The sequence below is a fragment of the Paenibacillus sp. FSL L8-0333 genome, assembly GCF_037965665.1.
Lineage (GTDB): Bacteria > Bacillota > Bacilli > Paenibacillales > Paenibacillaceae > Paenibacillus_AQ > Paenibacillus_AQ odorifer.
The window spans coordinates 3,468,031-3,493,140 of record NZ_CP150186.1 but is presented as its reverse complement, the minus strand read 5'-3'; the positions used below and the strand labels follow the sequence as shown (position 1 = coordinate 3,493,140).

Sequence of the window (25,110 nt, the reverse complement as noted above, 5' to 3'; positions counted from 1 at the left end):
AGATTAAATGATTGCGCTTACATTTTATCAAGTTGAACAAAGCTATAGATAGTGGATTAATGGCAAGTTCAGGTGCAATTATTACAGGTCGTAAGTCTAAGGTCAATAATCTCAGTGGGGAATTTGCTCCTATAAATTTGATATTTATATACAAAAAGCCGCAATTATGCGGCTAGTAAATGTAAATGTATAGGATAAGGTAAAGTGTATAGTTATTACGCTTTTAGGTTTAAAAGAAAATGCCGTGTGTCCTGATAAGCATCTGTCCAGCCCATCTTAGCATAGAATCGAAGTCCATCGAGTCCCTTAAAATAATAGGCACCGATTAGCCGCTCCTCAAAATTCGGGGTCACTATTCTAGCTTTCTCTTGATAGTTTTGATACGCGTTAATGACATTACACCAAGGCATATGCTTGTCGAGAATCGCAAGGTCTATGAGAGAATCGCCATACATGCAATTTCCATCAATAATGCTGGTTATCCTTGTTCCGTTGGACAAAATATTCCACTGTTGAAAATCTCCGTGTATAAAGCTTCTATTAGATTCATTATAGGGTACGTAGGTCATCAAACGACTATAGATTTCTTCGTATACGTCTCTTTCCAAGCAAGACGTGCGGAAGAGTTCATGCCAATTCTCCCAGAATGTCCCCGTCTGATCTTCCGCATTTACGGCAATGACGAAGTCTTTCCAAGATGAATAGGAGCCATTGCCCTCAGGCCCGATCCAACCATACCCGTTAGTTCCCCCAATATCCGTTTCGGCCATTCTTGTTAAAATGCCGATAATTTCAGGCATCAGCCGGGTTTGTTCCTCTGCTGTACAATCGGAAAGATTGCGACCTTCCATTCGCTCCATGATCAAATAGGTTAACTGATTAGTCCTCCCTAACCCCAAACATTTCGGGAAAGGGATACCTTGGTCGAGTAGCAAATTGGATACAAATTGTTCGGTCTCATATGCTCGTTCCAAATCGCTGAATTTCACAACATAGTCTTTTCCTTCGAGAATAAAAGAAAACACGTTGCTAATATTGCCGCCAGACATCGGTGTAATCTCAGCCGCTCCCTGTCCAAGATGATTCCACAGTACTTTTTCAATTTCACTCATGGTCAATTCCGGTTTTTCGTAAGCCATTTTTACTCCAACTCCTGCTTATTTGAGTCTACTATGAATTTATCCGCAGCATATCAAAAACACCATTATCCTAAATATCTCGTTCCTCATACTCAAAGGGTTCATCACATGAGTAAATTTCATGGAAAAATCCTACATATGGGATATCGTCTTCTAGACATTTTATACGATATGACAGCTCTTCATCGCATTCCGGCTCTTCACCATTGTTCCGCATTACCTCGAATGCATCAACGATGTTTTCCATGAGGGTTACTTGGATAAATAATGGCAATGTACCTAACATCGAATCTTCGATCCTGGTCTCGGATCTGTAGCCATCAAGGACTGTTTTAAAATAATCATCCATAAACTTTTTGCGTTTATCAGTATCTTGTTCAAATTGTATCCAGCCCACTCCAAGTGTCCAGAGATTTGCCAGGTCATACATATACCAACAAAAGCAGGAGTTATCGAAATCAAACACAGTTATTTGCCCTGTATTAAAATCGATCATATAATTCCCATCGCAGTAATCAAAATGGACCATCCCAAAAGACTCGTGATCCCTGTCCATCCCTTCTAACGTTGTAAGGAGATCTACCAGCTTCTCCTTCAGCAGAGATAACGAGTCAGGTATTAGCTTATCTATATAATCGGCATTGTATTTATCAAAAAAATCATACCGAGAATGGACAGGCGTATATCCCTTCGATAATTGATGCATTTTCCCAAGAACTTTGCCACAGTTATAATAGTATTCCGTAATAGGAACGCCTTCCCGATACTGATAATTATTTTCCACGAGCATACCCCCCTTGGCCTTTTCAAACAAGCAGACAAAAAAGGTATGATTATTAAGGGTTATCGTTTCCAGCAGATTCCCCTTCTGGGAGTTGACCACATTCGAAACACTGCCGCCATGCTCGTACAAATACCTGATATATTCCACTTCACCCAGAATATCTTCTCGGCTTCTGTCACTTAAGAAGGCAATTCTGATTATTTTTGCTTCAGAATCAGCTTTATCACAGTTATATGCAACATTCCGTCCTCCTTCATGTGCATTGATAAGCCTGATTTCATAACCTTCCAATCCGTACAATTCCATCACTAATGGAAGTATGTGTGTATCAGCAATTTTAATAACCTCGTTATAATTCAGAATATCTCTCCTCTCCACTTCTTCAATATATGGATAGTTTACCAGTTCCAGCTGATAAACTGGATGGAGAAAACAACTATAACTGAAATATCCTGCTTCATTAGGTCATCGTTCCTAGGTACACACGAATTAAAATATCTTGGTCATGGTTACCGAATCCAGCCCCATAAAGTGTCAAACCACCAACATTAACAGCCTTCTCGTCAACTGCGAACCGAAGCGTCCAGAACTGTTCCCGTAGCAAAATATCTGCGACAGTAATGTCCGACATCCTTTCTTCATCAATAAATGTGCCCGAAGTATCAATGCGGATCGTCTTCAATAACCCGTATTGATTTACATTCCGATGCCACCAATCCGGAGTATATATGCCTCGTGCCGCTCTTCCAAAGTCTGCCGGACTGGTCCAGGTTCCAAGCTTCACACCGTTAAAAAAGAACTCAATATCCGAAGGCCAATGATCTCTCAAGCCCGGGGCTTCAGAAGCAATTTCCATTGAAATCTCGATGGCGTCGGGCATTTGACCGGGAAGTAAGTAGTTAGGCGTTTTGTACTCTACGTAACCTCTCCCAAACCACAAAATGCCGGCGTTGACCCGCTCGGGATCCAGAAAATAGCGGGGATCGTCCCAAACCCCAATTTCTTTCTCTTGTGTCCCAAGACCACATGTAGGATGAACATCAAACGAAGTATAATGACCGACTGAAATGGTCTGCTCTCTGATCCTCGGGGTTTGAGTGGCAGTGGGGAGTTCGATCTCAACTCTTTTTTGTTTAAGGAAGCACATTTTGTGCGTTCCTCCGTTTAGGCGTACCCTGTGGCTTCCTGTAAGTCCAGCTTGTTCGAGCTTTCGGATATGCATAGTAACTATGGAAGGGCTAAGCTCTAACTTAGCCGCGATCTCCTTCACATTCATTTCATTATCTGCAATGAGGCTCATAATCCTCCATCTGACTTCGCTTGCCAGCGCTTCATACAACGCCATGAATTTTGCTTCACCGTTTGCTTTGATCATCATCATAATCACCTGACCTGTGCTTATTGAAATTACATATATATTAATTTAATAAATATAACGTATATCTTCAACCCCGATTCATTGAAAACCTATAAGCAATAGTGTTTAATTTTCTTAGTAGTTAAATATATTGAATTCATATTTATATAAATTTATTAATGAGGTGGAAAAATGAAATACAATAATCCGGTCATCAAAGGGTTTTATCCTGATCCCAGCGCATGTAAAGTTGAAGACACTTATTATTTGGTCTGCAGTTCCTTTCAGTATTTTCCCGGTGTTCCGATTTTTGAAAGCAAAGATTTAATTAATTGGACCCAAATCGGTCATTGCTTAACCCGAAAAAACCAGATTCAACTGGATACTGTGGACAGTTCCGGTGGTGTATTCGCCCCCACCCTGCGGTACAATAATGGACGATTCTACATGACGACCACTAATGACACTTTGCGCCAGAACTTCTATGTCTGGACTGACAATATTTACGGCGAATGGTCTGATCCGATTAATGTAGATCAAGGCGGTATTGATCCGGACTTGTATTTTGAAGACGGCAAAACGTATTTCATGAGTAATGGGACAGACGATTACGGAGTTAATGGTATTGTCCAATGTGAAATTGAAATTGAAACTGGGCAGAAGCTGTCGCCAAGCCGTTCAATCTGGCAAGGATCCGGTGGGCGTTATTTGGAGAGTCCTCATTTATACAAAATTAATGAACAATACTATCTGCTAGCAGCTGAGGGTGGAACCGAATATGGGCATATGGTTACTTATGCAAGGGGCAATTCTCCTGCTGGCCCATTCGAAGCCTACCCGCATAACCCCGTATTGACTAATCGAAATTTAGGCGGTTACGAGCTTCAGGGTGTTGGCCACGGAGATTTGGTACAAGATCATGAGGGGGATTGGTGGCTGTTACATCTTGGTTTCCGGCAGACTGGCCAGTATCTTACCTATCACCATTTGGGGCGCGAGGTTTTTCTAACTCCGATTACCTTTGGCGAGGATGGATGGTTTACAGCAGGCCATGAAGGTACCACTCTTATAAGTTTCGAGACTGATCGTATTGCGGACACAGTTATTCAGCAGGAGAAAGAAGTCTATACGTTCGAGAACACAGATTGGAATTTGGACTGGTGTTACCTGCGTCACCCGGTTACAGAAGATTATCGGTTAGAAGCTGATAAAATAAAGCTTAAAGGAACTCCAATAACGTTAGATATCCCGGCTACCCCGACATTTATTGGTATTCGTCAAAAAGACTTTAACGCGATTATTTCATGCGAAGTCAGCCTTACGAATGGTGAAGCCGGAATTACGCTTTACATGGACGAAAATCACCATTATGACTTGGCCTTGCGTAAACATCCAGAGGGTTATGAGATTATCGAACGGCTGAATATCGGAGATATCAAATCCATTGAAAAAACAAAAAATATAGGTCAATGCAACCATGCTTCATTAATTATCAAAAGCAGTCCAACGCATTATCACTTTTATATCCAGGTAGACGGTACTGAGATCTTACTCGGAACTGCGCATACCAAATATCTATCCTCTGAAATAGCCGGAGGATTCACAGGTGTGCTTATTGGTTTGTACGCCACTGGAGAAGATCAAGATTATAATGCGATATTCACAAATTTTAGCTGCCTTTATTCTTAAACCTCCAAATTAGAATGAACTGTTCAAGGCTAAGGGTGTTCTTATAAATAAAAGAGGGGTTAACCCCTTAATTATGGTTAACCCCTCTTTTATCAAAACCAATAAGATCCTAAGAAAAATTAGATATCCAGCTTCCTAGTACTTAACGCTTTTACCATTACAGGATCTCTATGTGAAAAGAACAAACTCTCTTTTGTGTCTAACAGCGCAATTTGTTCTATATCCTCTGAATTTAATTCAAAATCAAAGATATTAAAGTTTTCAATTATTCTTTCTTTCCGGACAGACTTTGGAATCACAACAACTCCTCTTTGCGTCAACCAGCGTAAAACCACTTGGGCAACAGATTTATTATATTTTCGAGCTATTGATACTAAAACTTCGTTCTGGAACATGTTGTTTTTACCTTCAGCAAATGGACCCCATGATTCGATCTGAACATTGTTTTCTTTCATGAATGCAGCACTTTCAATTTGTTGGCAGAATGGATGTGTTTCAACTTGATTAACGGCAGGCGTTACTTCATTATGAATAATCAAATCAATCAGACGATCGTTCTGGAAGTTACTTACGCCAATCGCTCTGATTTTTCCTTCACGGTACAATTCCTCCAGCGCCCGCCAAGAACCATGCACGTCGCCAAAGGGCTGATGAATTAAATACAAATCCAAATAATCAAGTTGCAATCTTGAAAGGGATTTTTCAAATGCTTCCTTTGTACGTTCGTATCCGGTATCTTGAACCCATAATTTCGTAGTAATAAATAGATCCTCTCTTGGTACTCCACTCCGTTTGATGGCTCTTCCCACCGCTTCTTCGTTTAGGTAAGAGGCTGCGGTATCTATCAGTCGATAACCTGACATGATCGCATCGTAAACAGCTTGTTCACATTCAGCTTCATCTTGAATTTGAAAAACTCCAAAACCAAGTATCGGCATTTCAACACCATTGTTCAAAATAACTTTTTGCATAAAAAATCCTCCTATTAGTTGATGATACACCTCTAGTTAGAAGTGTGTACTATCAATTTCCATTTTAGACAAAGCTTCATTTAGTCTATCTACATCTTCCTTTGTTAATTTCAGATCAGCTCCATATAGGTTTTCTTCTAATCTGTTTAATTTTGTAGTGCCTGGAATTGGAATGATATATGGTTTTTGAGCTAATTCCCACGCTAATACGACTTGAGCCGGTGTTGAATTTTTACTTTTTGCAACTTGAGTAATTAAATCTAATAACACTTGGTTATGATCAATCACATCAGGTTTGAATCTTCCCATGAAACTTCGATAGTCATCTTCATCATATTTGGTTTCCTTAGTATATTTACCACTTAAGAAACCATTTCCTAATGGGCTGTAAGCAACAAAAGCAATTCCTAACTCTTCACATAGTTCAAACAACTCTTTTTCTGGTTCACGCCACATCATGGAGTACTGATTTTGGGTTGCAGTAATCGAACATACAGCATGTGCTCGTTTCATATAGTCAATCGGTGCATTTGAGACTCCCCATGTTTTAATCTTCCCTTCAGCTATTAAATCTTTCATTGTTTCTGCGACAGCTTCAGGTTCGACATTCGGATCCACTCGGTGCTGATAATATAAATCAATGCAATTAACCTTCAACCTTTTTAATGAATCTTCTATTTGTTCACGAATAGAATCTGGTGTGCTATTTAAAATAAGTTGAGGTTGACCGTCTACAGCTTCTTGTCCTAAAATTCCAAATTTAGTTGCAATCACAACTTGATCTCTTTGTGGTGCAAGAGCTTCGCCTACTAATTCCTCATTGGATTGTCCATAAAAAGCAGCAGTATCAAAGAAATTACATCCTAGTTCAACTGCTCTGCGAATTAATTTAACCATTTCATTACGATCTGCTGGCTTTCCATAGGCATGATCCATTCCCATACAGCCAAGCCCTATTGCCGAAACTTCCAAGCCACTATTTCCTAATTTACGCATTTGCATCTGTGATCTTCCTTTCGCATGAAGTTCAGTCAAAGTTCAACGTTCGACGTAGTCTGCATTATTTTCAGCACGTTAATCCAGCTAAATTAGTTTGGGTACTATTTTAGTATGCAACAATTTTTCACAAAACAGATATCATAATAGTATTAAATCATTGCCTATTCCTCTCATTTTAACGAATAGACAGATATATGAGTCACTTTATAGCGACTACAAGGATTTCAAACCAAATCTTAAGATTAGATAAATATTGATTCTGCTCCCTTTAAAACAAAATCCCCACAGGTAATAATGGATACAAACCTACTATTGGAGTGAACAGTAATGATTAACATACTCGTTGTTGAAGATGATAAGCATGTAAGAAGACTTCTTGAAGCTGTTCTGAAACGCGAAGGATACGATGTAGTAACTGCTGAAGACGGAGTTAAAGCTTTGGAGGTCCTAGATTCACAACATATTGATCTGATCATTCTGGATATTATGATGCCTAATATGGATGGTTATGAATTCGCCAAGGAAGTAAGAGATGCCGATAGCTTGGTCCCCATTCTTATGGCTACAGCAAAACAGCTGCCTGAAGATAAGAAAAAGGGGTTCCGGATTGGAACTGATGATTATATGACCAAACCCATTGATACCGAAGAAATGCTGCTCAGAATCCAAGCGCTGCTTCGCCGTTCGCAAATCGCAAGTGCCCGTAAATTAGTAGTGGGTAAAGTGATCCTTGATTATGACGCATTGACAGTAACCCGGGAGGACGAGAAACAAACGCTTCCGCAAAAAGAATTCTATTTGTTGTATAAGTTATTGTCCTATCCTGAACGGATTTTCACGCGCATCCAGCTTATGGACGAAATATGGGGCATGGAAAGTGAAAGTACGGATACAACCGTTAATGTACATATCAATCGCCTGCGGAAACGGTTTGACGCTTATCCAGAGTTTGAACTGGTTTCCGTCAGAGGTCTTGGATACAAGGCGGTGCGAAGCCAGTGAGCAAAATAAGTAACAAGCTCAGCAACAGAATCAGCCTTCCCATCTATTTTTCTCTTATCATATTTTTCATCTTTCTTATTACCGTTGTGATTACAGGACTACTCTTCTTTCTCGCACAGGTTTTTGGTTTGTTGAACGAAGAGCTTGCCCAGGATGGATTCGTACTACCCATAATGGTATTAATCGCTTGTACAATTATCGGTACCACGATATCAGCCATCACAAGCCGGAAAATGGTAAAATCCATCCGGTTATTTATTGAGGCCACAGAGCGTCTTGCCAGCGGTGACTTCTCCATGCGGCTTCAGCTCAAAAGCCCGCCGGAGTTTGAAATTCTATCAGAGAACTTTAACCGGATGGCTGAAGAGCTTGGGGGTATTGAAATTCTGCGAACCGATTTTGTGAATAATTTTTCCCATGAATTCAAAACACCGATTGTATCTATTAAAGGGTTTGCCGAAGTCTTAAAGAACGATGATCTTACCAAAGAAGAACGGAATGAATATCTAGATATTGTCATTGAGGAATCGACCAGACTTGCCTCCCTTGCCTCGAATGTGCTGGAGCTGACGCAGGTTGAGACGCAAAAGATTCTGACAAACAAAATGAGGTTTAATGTTGGGGAACAAATTCGCCAATCTGTGCTTTTGCTGGCTGCCAAATTTGAGAAGAAGCACCTGAAGCTGAACGTTAATATTCAGGATCATGAACTCTCCGGCAATAAAGAGCTTTTAAATCAGGTTTGGTTAAATTTATTAGATAACGCGATTAAATTCACTCCTGAACATGGCGAAATTGAAGTTAACATGAAGAAAAACGAAGATAACCTGGTGATTCTAGTTCGTGACTGCGGAAGCGGTATTCATCCGGAGGCTCTTCCCAAGATATTCGATAAATTTTATCAGCAGGATACTTCCCACTCGACTGCAGGCAATGGACTTGGATTAGCAATCGTTAAAAAAATCATTCATCTACACAATGGAACCATTTCTTGCGAAAGCATTCCATTACAAGGAACCACATTTACAGTAACGATTCCGATTGGAATATAGTACGAGCCCTGGAGAACCTCATCGTTCTTTCAGGGTTTTTTCATTTTTCAGAAAAGTTAACTTTCAGTTTATCTTCTTTCGTTATCATTTAAGCAACGCCACATAAAGGAGTCAGATGTATGGTAACTATACTTAAGTACTTAAAACCGAAGGAATGGACCCTAATCGGTATCAGCATCCTGTTCATTGTCACACAGGTATGGCTGGATCTGGAATTGCCCGGTTATATGAGCGAGATTACTCGTCTTGTACAGATACCAGGAAGTGAAATGAGCGAAATCATTACAGCCGGAGGCTGGATGTTGCTCTGTGCCCTCGGCAGCTTAGCTACATCAATCATAGTGGCAGGGATCGCCGCTAAAATTGCCGCTAACTTCTCTTCAAGATTACGCTCCAAATTGTTTGATAAGGTACAGTCTTTTTCTATGGAAGAAATCAACAACTTCTCTACAGCTAGTTTAATTACCCGTTCAACGAATGACATTACACAAGTGCAAATGCTAATTGTCATTGGTCTGCAACTGCTGGTGAAGGCTCCCATCCTTGCCGTTTGGGCAATGCTCAAAATTACAGGCAAGAGTTGGCAGTGGTCGCTTGCTACCGGTGTCGCAATTGGGGTATTGATTCTTATTGTCGGCATAGTGATCGTGCTTGTGCTTCCGAAATTCCAAAAATTGCAGCAACTGACTGATAATCTTAATCGTGTTGCAAGAGAGAATCTTACAGGCCTTCGTGTCATTCGTGCTTATAATGCGGAAAGTTACCAGGAAGATAAATTTAGCGTAGCCAACAGCGAGCTTACCCGAACGAATTTATTTGCCAACAATGTACTGTCCATGATGATGCCAAGTATTTCTCTCATTATGAGCGGTTTAAGTCTCGCAATATATTGGATTGGTGCTATTTTGATTCAAAATGCCAATGGTACGGCGAAGATGGGCTTATTTTCAGATATGATTGTCTTCTCATCCTATGCGATGCAGGTGGTTATGGCATTCATGATGCTGATCATGATTTTTATCCTGATGCCTCGTGCCCATGTATCCGCTAAAAGAATCAATGAAGTGTTGGATACTAAGCCAAGCTTAGAGAACGGATCACTTACTACCTCCAAGACAAATCGGTTGGGTGAAGTCGAATTCAAAAAAGTCAGCTTTAAATATCCGGATGCAGAAGAATACGTTATTGAGGATATCAGCTTTACGGTGAAAAAAGGAGAAACTGTGGCCTTCATCGGTTCAACCGGATGCGGAAAAAGCACTGTAGTGAACCTGATCCCTCGCTTTTATGATGCTACAGCAGGTGAAGTGTTGGTGGACGGTATTAATGTTAACCAATATGAGCAAACTGCACTGCGCAATAAAATGGGATATGTATCTCAGAAAGCGATTTTGTTTGGCGGCACGGTGAGCTCTAATGTTGCTTTTGGCGACAATGGCAGTGATCTGTCCTCTGATGTTGTAGATGCCATTTACACCTCTCAAGCTTCAGATTTTGTTGAAAAGATGGAAGGAAGCTACGAGGCTCATGTCTCTCAAGGCGGTACGAACTTGTCTGGCGGTCAAAAGCAACGTCTTTCCATTGCCCGAGCCATTGCCCGTCGTCCTGAAATATTGATCTTCGACGATTCCTTCTCAGCACTTGATTATAAGACGGATCGCAAATTGCGTAGTGAATTGAAGAAGAAATCTAGCGGTACGACGATACTAATCGTTGCGCAGCGGATCGGTACAATCAAAGACGCAGATAAAATCATTGTACTGGAAGCCGGACGAATGGCAGGCATGGGAACACATGATGAATTGATGCAGACCTGTGATGTCTACCAAGAGATTGCTTACTCACAACTTTCAAAGGAGGAGCTAGCTCAATGAACAAAAGCAAAGAGCAACTCAACACGTGGAGCAAACTTCTCCACTATTGCAGAAAATATATCCCTGTAGTCCTTATAGCTATTATTAGTGCAGCAATCGGTACGGTTCTGACTTTGCTTGGACCGGATAAGCTTTCGGAGATGACAGACTTGATCACGGCGGGCCTCGTCACCGGAATTGATATGGAAGCAGTAACTTCTATCGGCCTTTTCCTTGTATTTATCTATATCCTTAGCGCTGTGTTATCTTTGGTACAAGGATTAATTATGTCCGCAGTTACGCAAAAGGTCTCCAAAAACTTAAGAGCCGATCTCTCACGCAAAATGAACAAACTTCCGATTTCTTATTATAATAATTCTACAACCGGTGACATTCTGTCCCGGGTTACCAACGATGTGGATACGATCGGGCAAGCTTTAAACCAAAGCGTCGGTACACTGGTAACTGCCCTTGCCCTCTTTACGGGATCCATCATCATGATGTTCAAAACAAATGTGATCATGACTATTACGGCGGTTGTTGCAACTATCATTGGCTTTGGCCTCATAGCGGCAATTATGAAAAAATCCCAAAAGTATTTTCAAAGTCAGCAAGAATACTTAGGGAAAATCAATGGTCATGTGGAGGAAGTATATACAGGACATACTGTAGTGAAAGCTTACAATGGTGAATCACAAATGCGCAATACATTTGAATCCCTGAATATGAATCTTAAAGATAGTGCATTTAAAGCGCAGTTCCTCTCCGGTCTTATGATGCCGATTATGATGTTTATAGGCAATCTAGGTTTTGTGGCCGTTTGTGTCGTTGGTGCTGTACTTGCTATGAACGGAACGATATCCTTTGGGGTCATTGTAGCCTTTATACTGTATGTCCGTTACTTTACACAACCGCTCTCTCAGATTGCTCAAGCCGCACAAAGTCTGCAATCGGCTTCTGCGGCAAGCAAACGTGTCTTCGAGTTCCTCGATGCTGATGAAATGGACAATGAAAGTCATAAAGAAAGACATCTTAAAACTGCAACGGGCAAAGTGGATTTTGAACATGTGCAATTTGCTTATGAAAATTCAGATAAACTTGTGATTAAAGATTTTTCTGCAGAGATTAAGCCTGGGCAAAAAATTGCTATAGTCGGCCCTACCGGCGCAGGTAAAACTACACTGATAAATCTTCTAATACGGTTTAATGAATTAAAGGGCGGAGAGATTTATATTGATGATACCCCCATCAGCAGCTTAACAAGAGAAAACATCCATGATCTATTCTGTATGGTCTTGCAGGACACCTGGCTTTTTGAGGGCACTATCAGGGAAAATCTGGTGTACAACAAAACAGGTGTAACCGATAAAGAAGTTGAAGATGCTTGTAAGTCGGTAGGCTTGCATCATTTCATTCAGACCTTAAGTGCCGGTTACAATACCATACTAAATGACAAGGTTAATTTATCCACCGGCCAAAAGCAACAGCTTACCATCGCCCGCGCGATGCTCAAGAATGCTCCAATGCTCATCCTCGATGAAGCTACAAGCTCAGTCGATACAAGAACAGAGCTCTTGATTCAGCAGGCAATGGATAAGCTTATGGAAGGAAGAACCTCCTTTGTTATTGCGCATAGACTCTCAACCATTAAGAACGCCGATGTGATTCTGGTTCTGAAGGAAGGCGATATTCTGGAAAGCGGCAGCCACGAAGAACTACTTGCCAAAAATGGTTTCTATGCGGAGCTTTATAATAGCCAATTTGATCAAGCCTCTTAAATCCTAGTTGAACTGTGAATTATATAGCGAAAGGACCTGCTTATTGTTCAGTATAAGAACAATAAGCAGGTCCTTTGTTCGCTATGAACGCATATTACCTACTGGCAAGGAATTCATCAAGCTGTTTTTGCTTTTCAGCAATGACTTTATCTAGGCCGGCCGATTTTTGGGCGGCGATAAATTTCGGTAATTCTTTGTCCAGATCAACCGAGCCGGTCTCAAGCATCTTCTGATATTCTCTTAGGACGTTTGCTAGTGCTCCAACTTCTGATTTGACTGGCTCACTGTCAAAGGTGAAGCCCAGCGCTGGTGACGATTTGGCCCCTTCGTTGAACTTTTTGAACTGCTCCCACTTGTCCGGAGCTTCCGAGCTCCAGACATAGTTGAGGAACTGATTTCCCAGCTCCCAAGCGACGCCCGGTGCGTACTGTCCTGACTTCTCCGTCTGCGTCATAACATTACCATTAAGTGTGAAATGTGTACCTTCAATACCGAAGTTAAGCAGATTAATAATCTCTTGATCTGTATGAAGCAGGTTAATCAGCATCATGGCGCGTTCCGGGTTCTTGGACGTTGATGAGATGGCTAACATGGCACCGGTAGTCTCCGATGTGGCGACCGTTTTACCTGTCAAAGTAATTTGTGAAAGCTTGCCATCAAGTCCTGTCGCGGATGCGATTTCCTCTGCTTTGCCTGGCTTGAGAGGCTCTACAGTGGAAAATACGTTGCCCGTCTTATAAGCATCAAGGGATGACGTTTGGGAAGTGGCCGCATCTTTGTTTAGATACCCCTTCTGGAAGAAATCACGGGTTACTTTTAATGCATTTAAGTATTGGGGATACTCTTCGGCCGGTTTGACTGTCGCCTCCGTGCCATTCTTATCGATAGCGCCAGGTATCGTCGTATCACCTAAAAAATCCAATTCCACAAAAGAGTGAGAGGCGAACGTGCCACCCGTTGTATACAGCGGATACATGGTTGGCTTCTTCTCTTTAACGATCTTATAAACGGCATCTAAATCTTCGATTTTTTGCACTTTACTCATGTCGATGCCGAGTTCATCGGCAATGTCCTTCCGGTACACAATGCCCCCTGACGATGCCAATTCTTTATTAGTAGGAACTGCATAATTTTTGCCGCCGATTTTGGAGCCATCGAGAAAAGCTGGATCCAAGCTATCCTTAATGCCCTGGCCATACTGATCGAGCAAGGGACCGAGATCTAAGTAAGCACCTTTGGCAACGTTCTTTGCATACCCGTTCCATGAGGCTGTAAATAGAATGTCTACGGGCTCTCGAGAAGCGATGATGAGGTTAGTCTTATCATCCCATGCTCCCCAATCGATTGGTGCGATATCTACCGTCGCGTTGATTTTTTCGGTCAAGATCTTGTTCAGCGCTTCCTCGACGATAGCCTCGTCCGCCTGTGGAGCTCCTTCGTAGACCAGCTTTAGTTTGTAGGGTTCCAGCTTCGAGGGCTCATTGGATGTGTTATCGGTGGTTGAATTCGCTGATGAGCTCGGTGTGGCGCTTTCTTTTCCGGCATTATCCGGTGTAGCGTTGTTCGAGTTGTTTGAATTGCCGCAAGCCGTAGTGCCTACTGCTGAGATAAGCATCAGTGTGAGAAGCAGTGAAGCCTTGCTTTTCGTATCCTTCATTTTCAAGTAATCCCCCCGTAAAATAGAATGATATGCTAAACCATATACTGGTTTTAGCCGTTTCCGTGCCCACGTAAGTGATCGGCAATCTTAGCCTTTAACGGAGCCTACTGTCAGTCCTCTAATAAAGTATTTCTGGAAGAACGGGTAAGCAAATACAATAGGTCCAACACCTACAACCACCATCGCCATACGCACGGTTTCACTTGGGAAGTTAATCATTCCGCCAGCTCGGGTAATTTCAGCCATCGCGTTCGGGTTACTGGATAAGTACTGGATGTTGACCATCATCTTGTAAAGAAAGTACTGCACGGATATATTGTGGTTGTCTGTAATAAACATTAAGCTTAGGAACCAGTCGTTCCAGTATGTCAGTGTTTGGAACAGTGCTACGGTTGCCAGAACCGGCAGAGATAAGGGCAATACAATTCGGATAAATATCCGTAGCTCCCCTGCCCCATCTATTTTGGCTGACTCCAGCACAGCTTCAGGTACGGTCTCCTTAAAGAAAGTGCGCATGATCAGTACCCAGAATGCGGACATGATCAGCGGCATGATCAGTGCCCAAAGTGTATCTTTTAATTCCAGCATCTGTACGTAAACCAAGTACCAAGGGACTAAACCGCCGGATATCAGCATCGTTAGAAAAACAAAAAATGTAAAATACTTAGCCTGTGGAAAATTATTCCGGGAAATGGGGTACGCATACAGTGCTATTATGATGACGCTTAGTATCGTGCCGATCACCGTGACAGTTAGTGAGATTCCATAGGAATGAACGATTTGACTGATATCTTTCATTAGGAATCGATAGGCTGCCAGATTGAAATTTTCGGGCATAAATCGATATCCGTGTGTCATAACGGACTGCTCATCGGAGAACGATACCGAAAGAATCAGCAAAAGCGGTAGGATACAGAGCGCCGAATAGATGACGAAGAAGATGTTGATGAGGGTTGACGCCCATCCCGACAGCTGATTCTTTGGATTGGACCCAGATAAGGATTTACTCTTTGTATTGGTCATAAGGGCTCCTCTCTTAGAACAGCGCGTTCTCGCGATTAAAGCGGCGAACGACCCAATTAGATACAAAAACCAAGATGAAACCAACTACTGATTGGAACAGGCCTGCTGCTGAGGAAAGTCCGATATCCCCAACGGTCAGGAAGGTGCGGTAGACATAGGTATCGATAACGTTTGTCACAGGGAACAATGCCCCCGATTCACGCGGCACTTGGAAGAATAGGCCAAAGTCAGCATTGAAGATCCGGCCAACCTGCAGCAAAGTCATAATCGTGAGGACAGGCATGATCAAGGGAATCGTGATTTTCTTGATCTGTTGCCACTTGTTCGCCCCGTCTATCGTCGCGGCTTCGTAGTACTCCTCGTCGATACCAATGATTGCTGCCATGTACACAACCGTGTAGTACCCCATGTTTTTCCACGTGTTAATGATCGGCAAGACGATCGGCCACACTTCTTTCGTGAAGTACCAGCGTACGGAATCAAGACCAAGCGCCGGCAGCAATGTGCCGTTGAAGTATCCTCGTTCGTCGCTCATGAACCCATACACCAAGTACGAGATGACGATCATCGACAGGAAGTATGGCAGGAACATGATCGTTTGGTGTAGCTTCGAGAGGAAGCGGTTCTTCATCTCGTTAAGCATCAAGGCGAACCCTAGTGGAAGCGCCATGTTCAATACAATAAACAGCGAATTATAAAGTAATGTGTTGCGAATGATGATGTACGAATCCTTCGAGGCAAACAGGTATTCGAAATTTTTCATCCCTGTCCAGGGGCTTCCCAGGATTCCGTCCTGGTAATTGATTGTCTTAAAGGCAATAACGATCCCGAACAAAGGGATGTAGTTATTTATTACAAGCAGAACGATTCCCGGCAGCATCATTGCGTAGAACATCCAGTAAGTACGAAGATTCTTCACGATGGAAAAATTACGTACAGTACGTATCGGTTTCCTATTTGTAGGAAGTGGCATAGCTTTCAATAGAGTTGTTGCACTCCTTTCACTGTCTTACACACTCCCCACACCGTTGTTTAGGCGGTAATGGGGAGTTCAGGTTTTCGCTATTGAGCCGTAATGGCAATTGTGACGTTACTTATTGAGGTTCTGTTCCCCACTGAAGAGCGCCTGCGACATAGCCAGTTGTATGACTCCAATCGGTGTAAGTCGAATCGGTCGAATCGAAGGAGTAATCGCCCGTCTGCGTGTAGTTCGTCCAATCGGTCTTGTTCATGCGGATCTGAAGCTCAATGCTGTCTCCAGCAGCCAAACTTCCAGCTCCGCTCGTAAAGCCGATTTCCAGATAATGATCAGCTCCTGTCAAAGGAGCCGGCAACTTGACGAAGACGCCAGTTACGTTGCTACTGCCGACAGTGGACCAATCGCACCAGAAATTCTGATCCTTCTCCCCATCGATCGTGTAATAATAATGAAGCTTCACGTCGGACAGATTGATGGCAGTGGTACCGGTGTTCTTCAGCTTTATCCGTGGGTTTAACGAATTGCTCGTTGCCGTAACAGGAGAATTGTACTGCTGCACTGTGATAGAACCACTTCCGGTAGAGGAGGTATCGACCACGGAGACCGCAAGATTCGCACTTGCTCCTGTGCTAAAGTTGAAAGTCAGTGTCGTTGTTCCCACCGGTTGGGCAGCCAGATAAGCCTTCTGGATCGTCACTGTCGTGCCTGATACGGTGTAGTCCGTACCAGCAACTAGGGCAGTCGTGCCATTATTAATGCCGATGAGTGTGTTATCGTTCAGCGTCAAGGTCACCGGAATGTCGGTCTGATTCGCGGTTTGCTTGTCAAAGGTAGCGGTCGTCGGACTGATCGTCGAGTTAATAACCGACGAATCGTTCACAGCAACGGATAGCGTAGCAGATGAACCGGCGTTAAACTGGAAAGTGAGGTTGACCGTGCCGATTGGCTGCTGCGCGAGATAGCTCTTGTGTAGAGTGACCGTGTTACCCGAAACGGTATAGTCCGTGTCCACAACCAGAGATGTCGTACCGTTCTTAATGTCGGTGAGCGTGTTGCCGTTCAACGTTAGGGTCACCGGAATATCAGCTTGATTTGCGGTTTTCTTATCAAAGGCAGCAGTCGTTGGATTAATGGTCGAATTGGTGCTATTTCCGGTTGCGAATGCGGCAATGAATACCAACCCTGAATTCCAATAAACGGTATGTTCATTTGTAGTCCATTCTTGGAAGTTATCGGTATAGTTTTTGGCTGCAAATCTTGATATCTGGTTTCCTACAGTTATGTCATTGGAGTATTTATTCGGTCCTCCGACCAGATATCCCTTAGGTACACCAGGTAAACCATCCGTTCTATACATGATGCTGAACGGATATTTCACGCTGTTATCGCCGTAACCTGATACAAAAGATACGCCTACCGGGTTCTGCCCCAGAATCCAGTCTAACTGGCTATTGTTAATCTCATTAATGATAGCGCGGTTGCTCTCAAAAGTTCCCAGCAATTTCGTACCGATGATCATTTCCATCGGTGTGTCCGCAACCTGCATGGTAATTCCCCAATAGTAGTTACCATCTTTTATGATGCTTTTCCAAGGGCTGTCGTTGTATCTGCTCACTTTATCATTGAACCATTGCTGGAATTTATCCGAATACCAGCTTAAGACTCCAGAGTCCGGATTAGCGGCTTTCAGATAGCTGAAGAAGCCTGTATTCCAGGTGTTTGCCCAACCACTGGCGAAATCAAGGGTATCCTCAAAAAATATTCCCATATCAGTGTAATTCGCCAGGAAATAATCGTTGTATTCGGCATCGCCGGTTGATCGGTACAGGGAGCCTGCAGCCCACAGACGATTCGAAGCGTCATCCGTCACATCGTAAGGCCATCTGCCCGTGTTAGGCGTCCGAATATTTTCCGGATGTGCTTCCAGGTACCCCCATGCGTCTATTGCCGCATCCAAGCAACTTTGGGCAAAAGCCGGATCAATATTCTGATACATTAAGTAGGCATGTGCCAATACACCTGCTGCGGTAGCTGTATCGGCGGTCGTTTTGATATCAGTCCGCGAGCTTACCGTATCCTTATCGATAATTTCTCTGTCTACCATATTGTCGTCATCCTGAAAGGTCACTCGCGCATAGAAACCGCCAGTTGCAGCATCCTGCATTTTGAGCATCCATTCCAGTTCCCACCTTGCCTCATCCAGGATGTCGGGAATGCCGTTTCCGCTCTCAGGAATATTAAATTGATTGTCCGTAAATTTCTCCGGCATCATTTCATAGGCCCAGAAGAGATCCGACAAGGCTTTGGCTCCTGCGTTAACGTACTTGCCTTTATCGCCCGCATCGTACCATCCCTTGGAAACATCTTTTTTGATGGAAGGATTGGACATTAAAGGCACTGCGGTGTCAGGAGTAAAATCTGTTCTTTGATAATTTTGAGTGTATGGGCTGGTAATATTAATCCCGGTTCTCTGGTAATAGAAGTATCTCGTTACGTCATTTAAAAAGGGTTCATAGATTTCGTTAGCTTCGCTGATAGTGAACTTGGGCGAATTCTGAAGACCCTGAACTGAAACATAATATTTTCCCGGAATCGTTAAATTTGTGAAATCGGCGGTAAAAATACGCTCCCCGCTGTCAATAGCATCATAATTCTTGGTGAGTACAAGCGTTCCGGAGTAAGCTGTGGAATTATTTGTGGCGTTAATAACGTTAAACGGAGTACCTGCATCGACCGTGAGCACATCCTCAAAACCGGTTACGAGCGCTTGCTTTACTCCATCTACGGGATAACCTAATTGATTGACCTTGATGGGTGCGTACTCTTTTTCCTTATCGGGAGACGTAACCCTAATGTCATTAAGCCAGACTTTTAAAGGTTGAAAACCATTATTCTTGATGGATAATGCATCTATGGAAGATACATCAATTCCTTGGGAGACCTGAATTAGATCCTTTAACGGGATCTTCACATGGGTCCAACTTGTAGTAATGCTGACGTAGTTGTTAATGTTTACTGTAGTGGTAATTTCATTGCCGGCAGCTCTTTCGAATACCCGGTCTTTGAAGCCCAGTAAAAAGGACTCTCCACCCGCATTTCCTTTGATATTAAACTCAAGGAATCCATTTGGATGATAAGAGGTAAAGTCATACGCTTTCCAGCCGGCAACCGTAATTAAAGCGTTGTACCAGGAAGGACTGGTAGGCGTCTTCGCATTCAACAATAATGAAGGCAATCCATTGTACATTGCTGTAGAATCTATGGGCAGCTTGCTGTTCTCCGTCTCCAATCCAAACCCGCTATCTCCTGCCCAGCCATCGGATATATTACTGAATATTTGGTAATCTAGTAAGTCTCTCCATCCTGCAGGCGCTTCGGGGGTTGCCGCATTAGTCTTGATCGGATTTGAAAAAAAGATAGTCACAAACATAGTTAATGCCAGAAACACGCTTACTTTTTTCCTCATTACCTCTCCTCCTAAAAAGTTTTGTGAGCATAAACTGCTTCGCTCCGCTTCAAACAAAACTCAGTTCGAAAGTTTACACTTAGTTGTGAGAGTTACTCTATGATTAGCTTCGTATACCATCACCTCTTTTTATTGAAAACGCTTTCTAATAAAATCATTTTAATTCAATAAGTTAATCCTGTTATATAGAAGAAATAAAGGAACATAGAAGAAAACAAGCCACAATATTATGGCTTGTTTTCCATGTACCAATTATTTACTTCTCTCGTGATTACGTCGCCGCCATTCTTGTAAAATTGGGCTACGAACTCATCAAAGTAGGAGAGCGGCTTCTCGCTATAAATGATGCTCAGATAACTCTCCGTTGCGAGTTTCTGCAGGAACACTCCGTGTTTCTCCATCCCGTCCGTTAAAGGTCCGTGGTACCGGTTCGGGATTTCGAGTCCCTGCTCGGCAATCGCTACCCCAGCCGCCGTAAGTTGAGCCGAATTCAAACCTTTAATGGCTTGTTCGATCGGCGTCGTCACTATTGCTTCCGAATTTTCAGATAATTTTCTGATTGCATCCGCATTCATATAAGGCAAGGCTGGAGCGCCACCTGTCAGCGGATAGAGCATCCAGCGCATATCCATTGAAGACCCGTCCGCAAGCGGCCACTTATCATTCGGCACGCCTTCAGTCGCAAAATTGACAGTAATGACCTTGTCGTTCATGATCACATAATCGTAACCTTCGTGAAACCCTTGTGCGAATCGGGGATCGAAGTACGGATCATCCGGTCCGAAATTTTTGGCAAGCAACTTGTTATAATAAGCGAACCAGGCTTCCATATTCGTGAAATCCTTGCTGAACACCGTATAGATACCGTACAACGGCTTTTGTGCCTTGCCCTTTAACCCATCCGGTCCGGCAGGAAGGGAATAAGCCTCCCAATCCGCTTCCGGGTCGACCTTCACTGTATCGCCGAGCGGCCAGGCTCCCATCCAAAACGGGCCGAACATGACACCAGCCATTCCGTTAACCGCCAGTTCGGACGCTTGGCTCGGGTCCTGCATGCCTGCATCTCTGTCCATGTAGCCCTTCGCCATCCAGGACGCCATCGTTTCCAGGTATTTCTTAGCATCCGGATGTACGGCGCCAAACATCAAGCTGCCCTTCTCGTCCTCATTCCAGAACAGTTTGATGTCAGACGTGCTAATCATCTGCCTTGAAAAAGCTCCGGCGATCGCATCTGTCTGCCCCATCCAGCTCCAGGGACCTTCCTTTAGCGGAACCGCCAGACCAACTTCGTCATCTTCGCCATTCCCATTAGGATCTTGTTCAGAAAATGCCTTCAGCACGTTCTCCAACTCACTTATCGTCGTAGGCGGGTTCAGCGACAGTTTCTCAAGCCAATCCTTACGGATCCACATGACCGTTCCCTCATCTCCTGCACTAAAACGGGGAAGTCCATATATCTTGCCGTCTTTGGTCACTTCTGCCATAGTATAAGCGTACTTCTCGAGCGCTTCTTTTAGCTTAGGATGCGCATACTTCTCGATGGCATCATCCAGCGGAAGCAGCTTGTCGGCTTTCAGCAGATACTTCAGGATGTCTCCTTCAGCGCTAAGGGTGTCCGGCAGCTTGCCATTCACAGCCAGCGCCAGCCGAATTTTGGTATCTGCATCCTCGAACTTGCTGACAATCCAATCAAACTTCGTGACGATTCCCAGATTATCTTCCATCCAGCGGGTGTGCACGTTGTCTGTAAGGCTCTCATCTGGCTTGAATGCGTTAGGCCGATTCTCGTCCACGATTCCTGTTGTGATGGTTATAGGCGGATCGTATTTAAAGTCCCATACCGGCTTCGTTTCCCCATTGGATGTACTGTTCTGTGCCGTTTTCCCTGTGTTACTTAAACAGCCGGAAACTAGCAGTACTCCGCTCAGAACTGCCCATAGAAATCTGGCCTTTCTTTTTTGCTTCTTCACCGGCCCAATCACTCCATTCCCGATCGGTATCTATCCCTGAATTCCTGCGGTGTCACCTGATAATAGTCACGGAATTTCCGAATAAACCAGTTGGTATTGGGATAGCCAATACTTTCACCAATATGGTAGATTTTATTATTTGTATGCTTGAGCACCTCGCAGGCTTTGAGCATACGCTGCTCGTAAATATATTGGGATACGGTAGTGCCTGTACACTGCTTAAAGATTTTTGACAGATGGTTAGGATGTACGAAGACGCGTTTGGCCAGCAAAGTAAGTGACAAGTCCTTGTCCAGCTCTTTCTGGATGTAGAGTTGCGTCTTCCGGACGATCACCTGGCTGTGGTCCTCGGTCTCCTCCCCTAGCTTATCGCGAAGTGTGCGTAGTAAGTCGAGCGCCCAGCTTTCCAGCTGCGACGCGTGCAGCATCGCTTTTCCTTTAACGAAAGCCGATTGCTCAGGAGTGAGCATTTGGGCCAGCGTCCTGCCACTGCGATTCGCGATATACTGGAAGGCATTGGAGAGAAAGAAAAAGACGTCGCGCATGAGGTTAGGTGAACCCGTATGCAATAGCGGTGACACGAACGCTCGGATCTTAGCTTCCGCCGCTTCCCATTGCTCCGTTTCCAAAAGATGTGTCAGCAGAGGCGTTTCATACAGCTTGCGCATAAGACGCGCTTCCTCTTCATTCCGCTCGGGCACCTGCCCACCCGAAAAACCGTCACTATCTAATCGCGATTTAGCTGTCATATAACTAGCTTGCAGTCCTTCCGGGAATAGACAGTCGGTTTCCCCTACAGAAATTTTACCTTTAAGCAAACTCTGTACTTCTTGCTTTAATCGCTCTATCCGCTCAAGCACCCATTCCGGATCGGGTGGTGCTCCTGATAGGTCGTATACCAGAGCGAGCAGGTTTCCTTCATCATCCGCCGCCGACCAGCAGTCATAGCGGTCCATCAGCAATTCTTCCAGCATGTTTGTTACCGCGAACCGGATCAGTGACTGCGAATAGAGGTCTTGTCCATCGAAGGGGGAACCCAATCGGACCAGGCACATCGAGACATGACCTGGTATCGGAAGAGGGAGGTCAAACAGCTTTAACTTCTCTGCAAGCGCCTTGCTATTCAGATTTCCGCTGAGCACTTTGAGCAACAACCCTGCTTTCAGTTCTGCACTATTGTCTCGGTAGATACGGAAGCCCTGTTCGATTGATCGCTCCTGCTCAAGCTGCTTAATGATCCGGCCCATTGCCTTAAGTAGCTGCTCGTCCTTCGCGGGCTTCATCAGGTAATCGAGCGCTTGCAGCTCAATCGCTTTTCGGGCGTAATCGAAGTCCGCATAACCTGTGAGCAGCAGGCACTTCAGCCCTGGAATACGAAGCCTGGCCTGTTCGATCAGTTCCAGGCCGTTCATGCGGGGCATACGGATATCCGTCATAAGGATGTCAATGGGGAAGGTGTCTATCAGAGCAAGTGCCTCGCTCGCGCTGTAAGCCTTCCAAACGCGGGAGATACCAAGTGTCGCCCATGGAATTGTATCTGCCAGACTGTCCGCATAATGTTTCTCGTCATCAACTACAAGCAGGCTATTCATTGCTCTTCCTCCTTCGTTTCATCTTTCATCCCAAGTCTCCAAATCAGCCTCACGTTTAGCCCCCCCAGTCTGGACGGGCAAAACTCAATTTGAGCGTCTGAACCGAAGTTGCCTTGCAGTCTTTGATATACGTTCCAAAGACCGCAGCCTGCATATTCGCTGGCCGGAATATGAAGCTCCATTTGCAGTTGGTCCATCCGTTCTTTATTTAATCCTTTTCCGTTATCCTCCACTTCCAAGTGCAATTGGTCTTCATTGACGTAAACTCTAATTTCAACCTGGCCTGGATATTCGACGTTCTCAAGTCCATGCACGATCGCATTCTCCACGATCGGTTGGATAAGAAGCCGGGGAATTCGCAGCTCCGCCAACTCTTCAGGCAGTTCGATGCTGTAGGACAGCGTCTCATTGCGAAGCCGAAGAATCTCGAGGTGAATGCGCACGAACGCCAGTTCTTCCCCCAGGCTGACTCCTTGATTATCCATTCGCGTCGTATACCGGTAATAGTCGGCCAGATGATACGCCATGTCTATGACAGCCCGATTCTTTCCCATCTTGGTCATATTAATGATGAAACCTAAACAATTGTACAGAAAATGAGGATGGATCTGTGCTTGTAGCTGTTTTAGCGTAGCATCGCGCGCAAGGATACGCGATTGTAGGACATTCTCGATGAGATCTTGGATCTGCGTCGCCATCTCGTTAAAGTTCTGCATCAGGAACGTGAATTCATTGTTTGATTTCTTCGGCAGGCGGTAGGCGTAATCGCCTTCCTTAATCCGCTGCACCGCACGCACAAGTTGAAAGATAGGCCGATGTACGTTCCAGTACAAGGCAGACGCGGCGGTAATACAGGATAGGAGCAAAATAATCGAAGAAGCTCCAAACAATAACCGCTGTTGCTTGATAGGTCCGATAATCTGGTTAAGTGGAACAGAATCGACGAGATGCCACTCAAGAATATTGGAATAATAATAGGTAATCAGATAAGGCCTGCCGTCGAAGGAATGAATTAAAAAACTTGAATCCCGGCTATTGATCCTGTCGCCTAATTCCGTGATAATTTGGTCCATCTTGGGCCCATCTGCGGACCGGCTGGCGATGATGGCATGTCCTTCTTTGTAAAAAAACGGGTTGTCAGAGTGACCAGATTTGTAGGTATCAAGCAAATTTTCGAAGCTCCACTTGTAGAGGTTAATGCGAACGGCAACATCCAGATCGTCCGGACGGGCTGGTTTGTAACCCGTAGTGACATAAGTTCGAGTAAAACCGGAGCCAATCTCCAAATCTTCGCTGTAGCTCCACCCTAGCGAAAATCGGCTTTCAAACTCTTTAAGGTCATATTCATAGGAGGGGGAAGAAGAAATACTATCGTCTCGTTGCGGGAAATAGACGGTTACGTCATTGCGCCAGTTGCCCGATGCGCTGGCCAGCGACAGCTTCTCTTGGATCAGCAGCCTTGTTTTCATTAGGGAATAATCGCTCATGTTGAGGTTGTAAAGGTACTCCAGCACGTTCGTGTCAACGAGCATAGGTGCGGAGACTAAGTCGAACTTCTCAATGCTGGCATCCAGTTGTGCCACGAAAAGCTCCATCCGGTTCAGGCTGGCTTTGATAAGCTCCTCCTGTATGACGTTGATGCTCTTAGAGGTAGAATAATAGTACAGCGCTACAACCGGAGTTAGCAGAATCAGCAATAACACTAACATTTTCTGAAAAATATTAAATTTGATCCGCATGGGATTTCCATCCTTGTTTTGTAATTACACCTCAACCTGTATTTTACAATGGATAGA

At 44.0% G+C, this 25,110-nt stretch carries 17 protein-coding genes; 5 read left to right on the top strand and 12 right to left on the bottom strand.

What is annotated here, in order from left to right:
- Positions 1-215: 215 nt before the first annotated feature.
- The 3 genes from NYE72_RS15590 to NYE72_RS15580 all read right to left on the bottom strand — a co-directional run bounded on the left by NYE72_RS15590 (position 216) and on the right by NYE72_RS15580 (position 3,298).
- A complete protein-coding gene (locus NYE72_RS15590; RefSeq protein WP_326047153.1) occupies positions 216-1,139 on the bottom strand; it encodes an aminoglycoside phosphotransferase family protein in 924 nt (307 codons plus the stop codon).
- Positions 1,140-1,209: 70 nt separating this feature from the next.
- Positions 1,210-2,229, bottom strand: coding sequence for a phosphotransferase (locus NYE72_RS15585; RefSeq protein ID WP_178944207.1), 1,020 nt, complete (start codon positions 2,227-2,229; stop codon positions 1,210-1,212).
- A gap of 154 nt (positions 2,230-2,383) precedes the next feature.
- Positions 2,384-3,298, bottom strand: a complete 915-nt coding sequence (locus NYE72_RS15580; RefSeq protein WP_076099187.1) for an ArsR family transcriptional regulator — start codon at positions 3,296-3,298, stop codon at positions 2,384-2,386.
- Between the two features lie 174 nt (positions 3,299-3,472).
- Here NYE72_RS15580 and NYE72_RS15575 point away from each other — a divergent pair, with 174 nt between their 5' ends.
- Entirely contained in the window at positions 3,473-4,969 is a 1,497-nt protein-coding gene (locus tag NYE72_RS15575; RefSeq protein WP_326047152.1) for a glycoside hydrolase family 43 protein, read from the top strand.
- A gap of 119 nt (positions 4,970-5,088) precedes the next feature.
- On the opposite strand, the gene NYE72_RS15570 is transcribed toward NYE72_RS15575, so the two are convergent.
- Both NYE72_RS15570 and NYE72_RS15565 read right to left on the bottom strand, forming a co-directional pair.
- Positions 5,089-5,940: an aldo/keto reductase gene (locus NYE72_RS15570; RefSeq protein WP_036677189.1), complete on the bottom strand. Its 852-nt coding sequence runs from the start codon at positions 5,938-5,940 to the stop codon at positions 5,089-5,091.
- A gap of 36 nt (positions 5,941-5,976) precedes the next feature.
- Positions 5,977-6,942, bottom strand: a complete 966-nt coding sequence (locus tag NYE72_RS15565) for an aldo/keto reductase (protein WP_339209952.1) — start codon at positions 6,940-6,942, stop codon at positions 5,977-5,979.
- A 324-nt stretch (positions 6,943-7,266) separates the two neighbouring features.
- Between NYE72_RS15565 and NYE72_RS15560 the strand changes: the two genes are divergently transcribed.
- From NYE72_RS15560 to NYE72_RS15545, 4 genes are all read left to right on the top strand, one after another.
- Positions 7,267-7,941, top strand: coding sequence for a response regulator transcription factor (locus NYE72_RS15560; protein ID WP_036677195.1), 675 nt, complete (start codon positions 7,267-7,269; stop codon positions 7,939-7,941).
- A complete protein-coding gene (locus tag NYE72_RS15555) occupies positions 7,938-8,993 on the top strand; it encodes a HAMP domain-containing sensor histidine kinase (RefSeq protein ID WP_081382441.1) in 1,056 nt (351 codons plus the stop codon). Before NYE72_RS15560 ends, NYE72_RS15555 begins: the two co-directional genes overlap by 4 nt.
- Before the next feature lie 119 nt (positions 8,994-9,112).
- Positions 9,113-10,867, top strand: coding sequence for an ABC transporter ATP-binding protein (locus NYE72_RS15550; protein WP_339209949.1), 1,755 nt, complete (start codon positions 9,113-9,115; stop codon positions 10,865-10,867).
- Positions 10,864-12,624 (top strand): ABC transporter ATP-binding protein, encoded by a 1,761-nt coding sequence (locus NYE72_RS15545; protein ID WP_076316420.1) that lies wholly within the window; start codon positions 10,864-10,866, stop codon positions 12,622-12,624. Before NYE72_RS15550 ends, NYE72_RS15545 begins: the two co-directional genes overlap by 4 nt.
- A 94-nt stretch (positions 12,625-12,718) precedes the next feature.
- Here the strand turns inward: NYE72_RS15545 and NYE72_RS15540 are convergent, their stop codons facing one another.
- From NYE72_RS15540 to NYE72_RS15510, 7 genes are all read right to left on the bottom strand, one after another.
- Positions 12,719-14,281 (bottom strand): ABC transporter substrate-binding protein, encoded by a 1,563-nt coding sequence (locus NYE72_RS15540; RefSeq protein ID WP_339209946.1) that lies wholly within the window; start codon positions 14,279-14,281, stop codon positions 12,719-12,721.
- A 90-nt stretch (positions 14,282-14,371) separates the two neighbouring features.
- Positions 14,372-15,307 (bottom strand): carbohydrate ABC transporter permease, encoded by a 936-nt coding sequence (locus NYE72_RS15535; protein WP_038571187.1) that lies wholly within the window; start codon positions 15,305-15,307, stop codon positions 14,372-14,374.
- 13 nt (positions 15,308-15,320) lie between these two features.
- Positions 15,321-16,280, bottom strand: a complete 960-nt coding sequence (locus NYE72_RS15530; RefSeq protein ID WP_038574490.1) for an ABC transporter permease subunit — start codon at positions 16,278-16,280, stop codon at positions 15,321-15,323.
- Between the two features lie 121 nt (positions 16,281-16,401).
- Positions 16,402-19,752: a glycoside hydrolase family 9 protein gene (locus NYE72_RS15525; RefSeq protein WP_339209944.1), complete on the bottom strand. Its 3,351-nt coding sequence runs from the start codon at positions 19,750-19,752 to the stop codon at positions 16,402-16,404.
- Between the two features lie 227 nt (positions 19,753-19,979).
- On the bottom strand, positions 19,980-21,722 hold the full coding sequence (locus NYE72_RS15520) for an extracellular solute-binding protein (protein ID WP_076105743.1): 1,743 nt from the start codon (positions 21,720-21,722) through the stop codon (positions 19,980-19,982).
- Between the two features lie 8 nt (positions 21,723-21,730).
- On the bottom strand, positions 21,731-23,314 hold the full coding sequence (locus NYE72_RS15515; protein ID WP_076105742.1) for a response regulator: 1,584 nt from the start codon (positions 23,312-23,314) through the stop codon (positions 21,731-21,733).
- On the bottom strand, positions 23,311-25,053 hold the full coding sequence (locus tag NYE72_RS15510) for a histidine kinase (protein WP_339209941.1): 1,743 nt from the start codon (positions 25,051-25,053) through the stop codon (positions 23,311-23,313). Before NYE72_RS15510 ends, NYE72_RS15515 begins: the two co-directional genes overlap by 4 nt.
- Between the last annotated feature and the right edge of the window lie 57 nt (positions 25,054-25,110).

Bases quoted from the DNA above. Each gene is read 5' to 3' on its own strand.
- NYE72_RS15590 (WP_326047153.1), bottom strand. From the start codon at position 1,139: ATGGCTTACGAAAAACCGGAATTGACCATGAGTGAAATTGAAAAAGTA.
- NYE72_RS15545 (WP_076316420.1), top strand. From the start codon at position 10,864: ATGAACAAAAGCAAAGAGCAACTCAACACGTGGAGCAAACTTCTCCAC.
- NYE72_RS15585 (WP_178944207.1), bottom strand. From the start codon at position 2,229: ATGGAATTGTACGGATTGGAAGGTTATGAAATCAGGCTTATCAATGCA.
- NYE72_RS15570 (WP_036677189.1), bottom strand. From the start codon at position 5,940: ATGCAAAAAGTTATTTTGAACAATGGTGTTGAAATGCCGATACTTGGT.
- NYE72_RS15515 (WP_076105742.1), bottom strand. From the start codon at position 23,314: ATGAATAGCCTGCTTGTAGTTGATGACGAGAAACATTATGCGGACAGT.
- NYE72_RS15560 (WP_036677195.1), top strand. From the start codon at position 7,267: ATGATTAACATACTCGTTGTTGAAGATGATAAGCATGTAAGAAGACTT.
- NYE72_RS15535 (WP_038571187.1), bottom strand. From the start codon at position 15,307: ATGACCAATACAAAGAGTAAATCCTTATCTGGGTCCAATCCAAAGAAT.
- NYE72_RS15550 (WP_339209949.1), top strand. From the start codon at position 9,113: ATGGTAACTATACTTAAGTACTTAAAACCGAAGGAATGGACCCTAATC.
- NYE72_RS15540 (WP_339209946.1), bottom strand. From the start codon at position 14,281: ATGAAGGATACGAAAAGCAAGGCTTCACTGCTTCTCACACTGATGCTT.
- NYE72_RS15525 (WP_339209944.1), bottom strand. From the start codon at position 19,752: ATGAGGAAAAAAGTAAGCGTGTTTCTGGCATTAACTATGTTTGTGACT.
- NYE72_RS15580 (WP_076099187.1), bottom strand. From the start codon at position 3,298: ATGATCAAAGCAAACGGTGAAGCAAAATTCATGGCGTTGTATGAAGCG.
- NYE72_RS15565 (WP_339209952.1), bottom strand. From the start codon at position 6,942: ATGCAAATGCGTAAATTAGGAAATAGTGGCTTGGAAGTTTCGGCAATA.
- NYE72_RS15530 (WP_038574490.1), bottom strand. From the start codon at position 16,280: ATGCCACTTCCTACAAATAGGAAACCGATACGTACTGTACGTAATTTT.
- NYE72_RS15575 (WP_326047152.1), top strand. From the start codon at position 3,473: ATGAAATACAATAATCCGGTCATCAAAGGGTTTTATCCTGATCCCAGC.
- NYE72_RS15510 (WP_339209941.1), bottom strand. From the start codon at position 25,053: ATGCGGATCAAATTTAATATTTTTCAGAAAATGTTAGTGTTATTGCTG.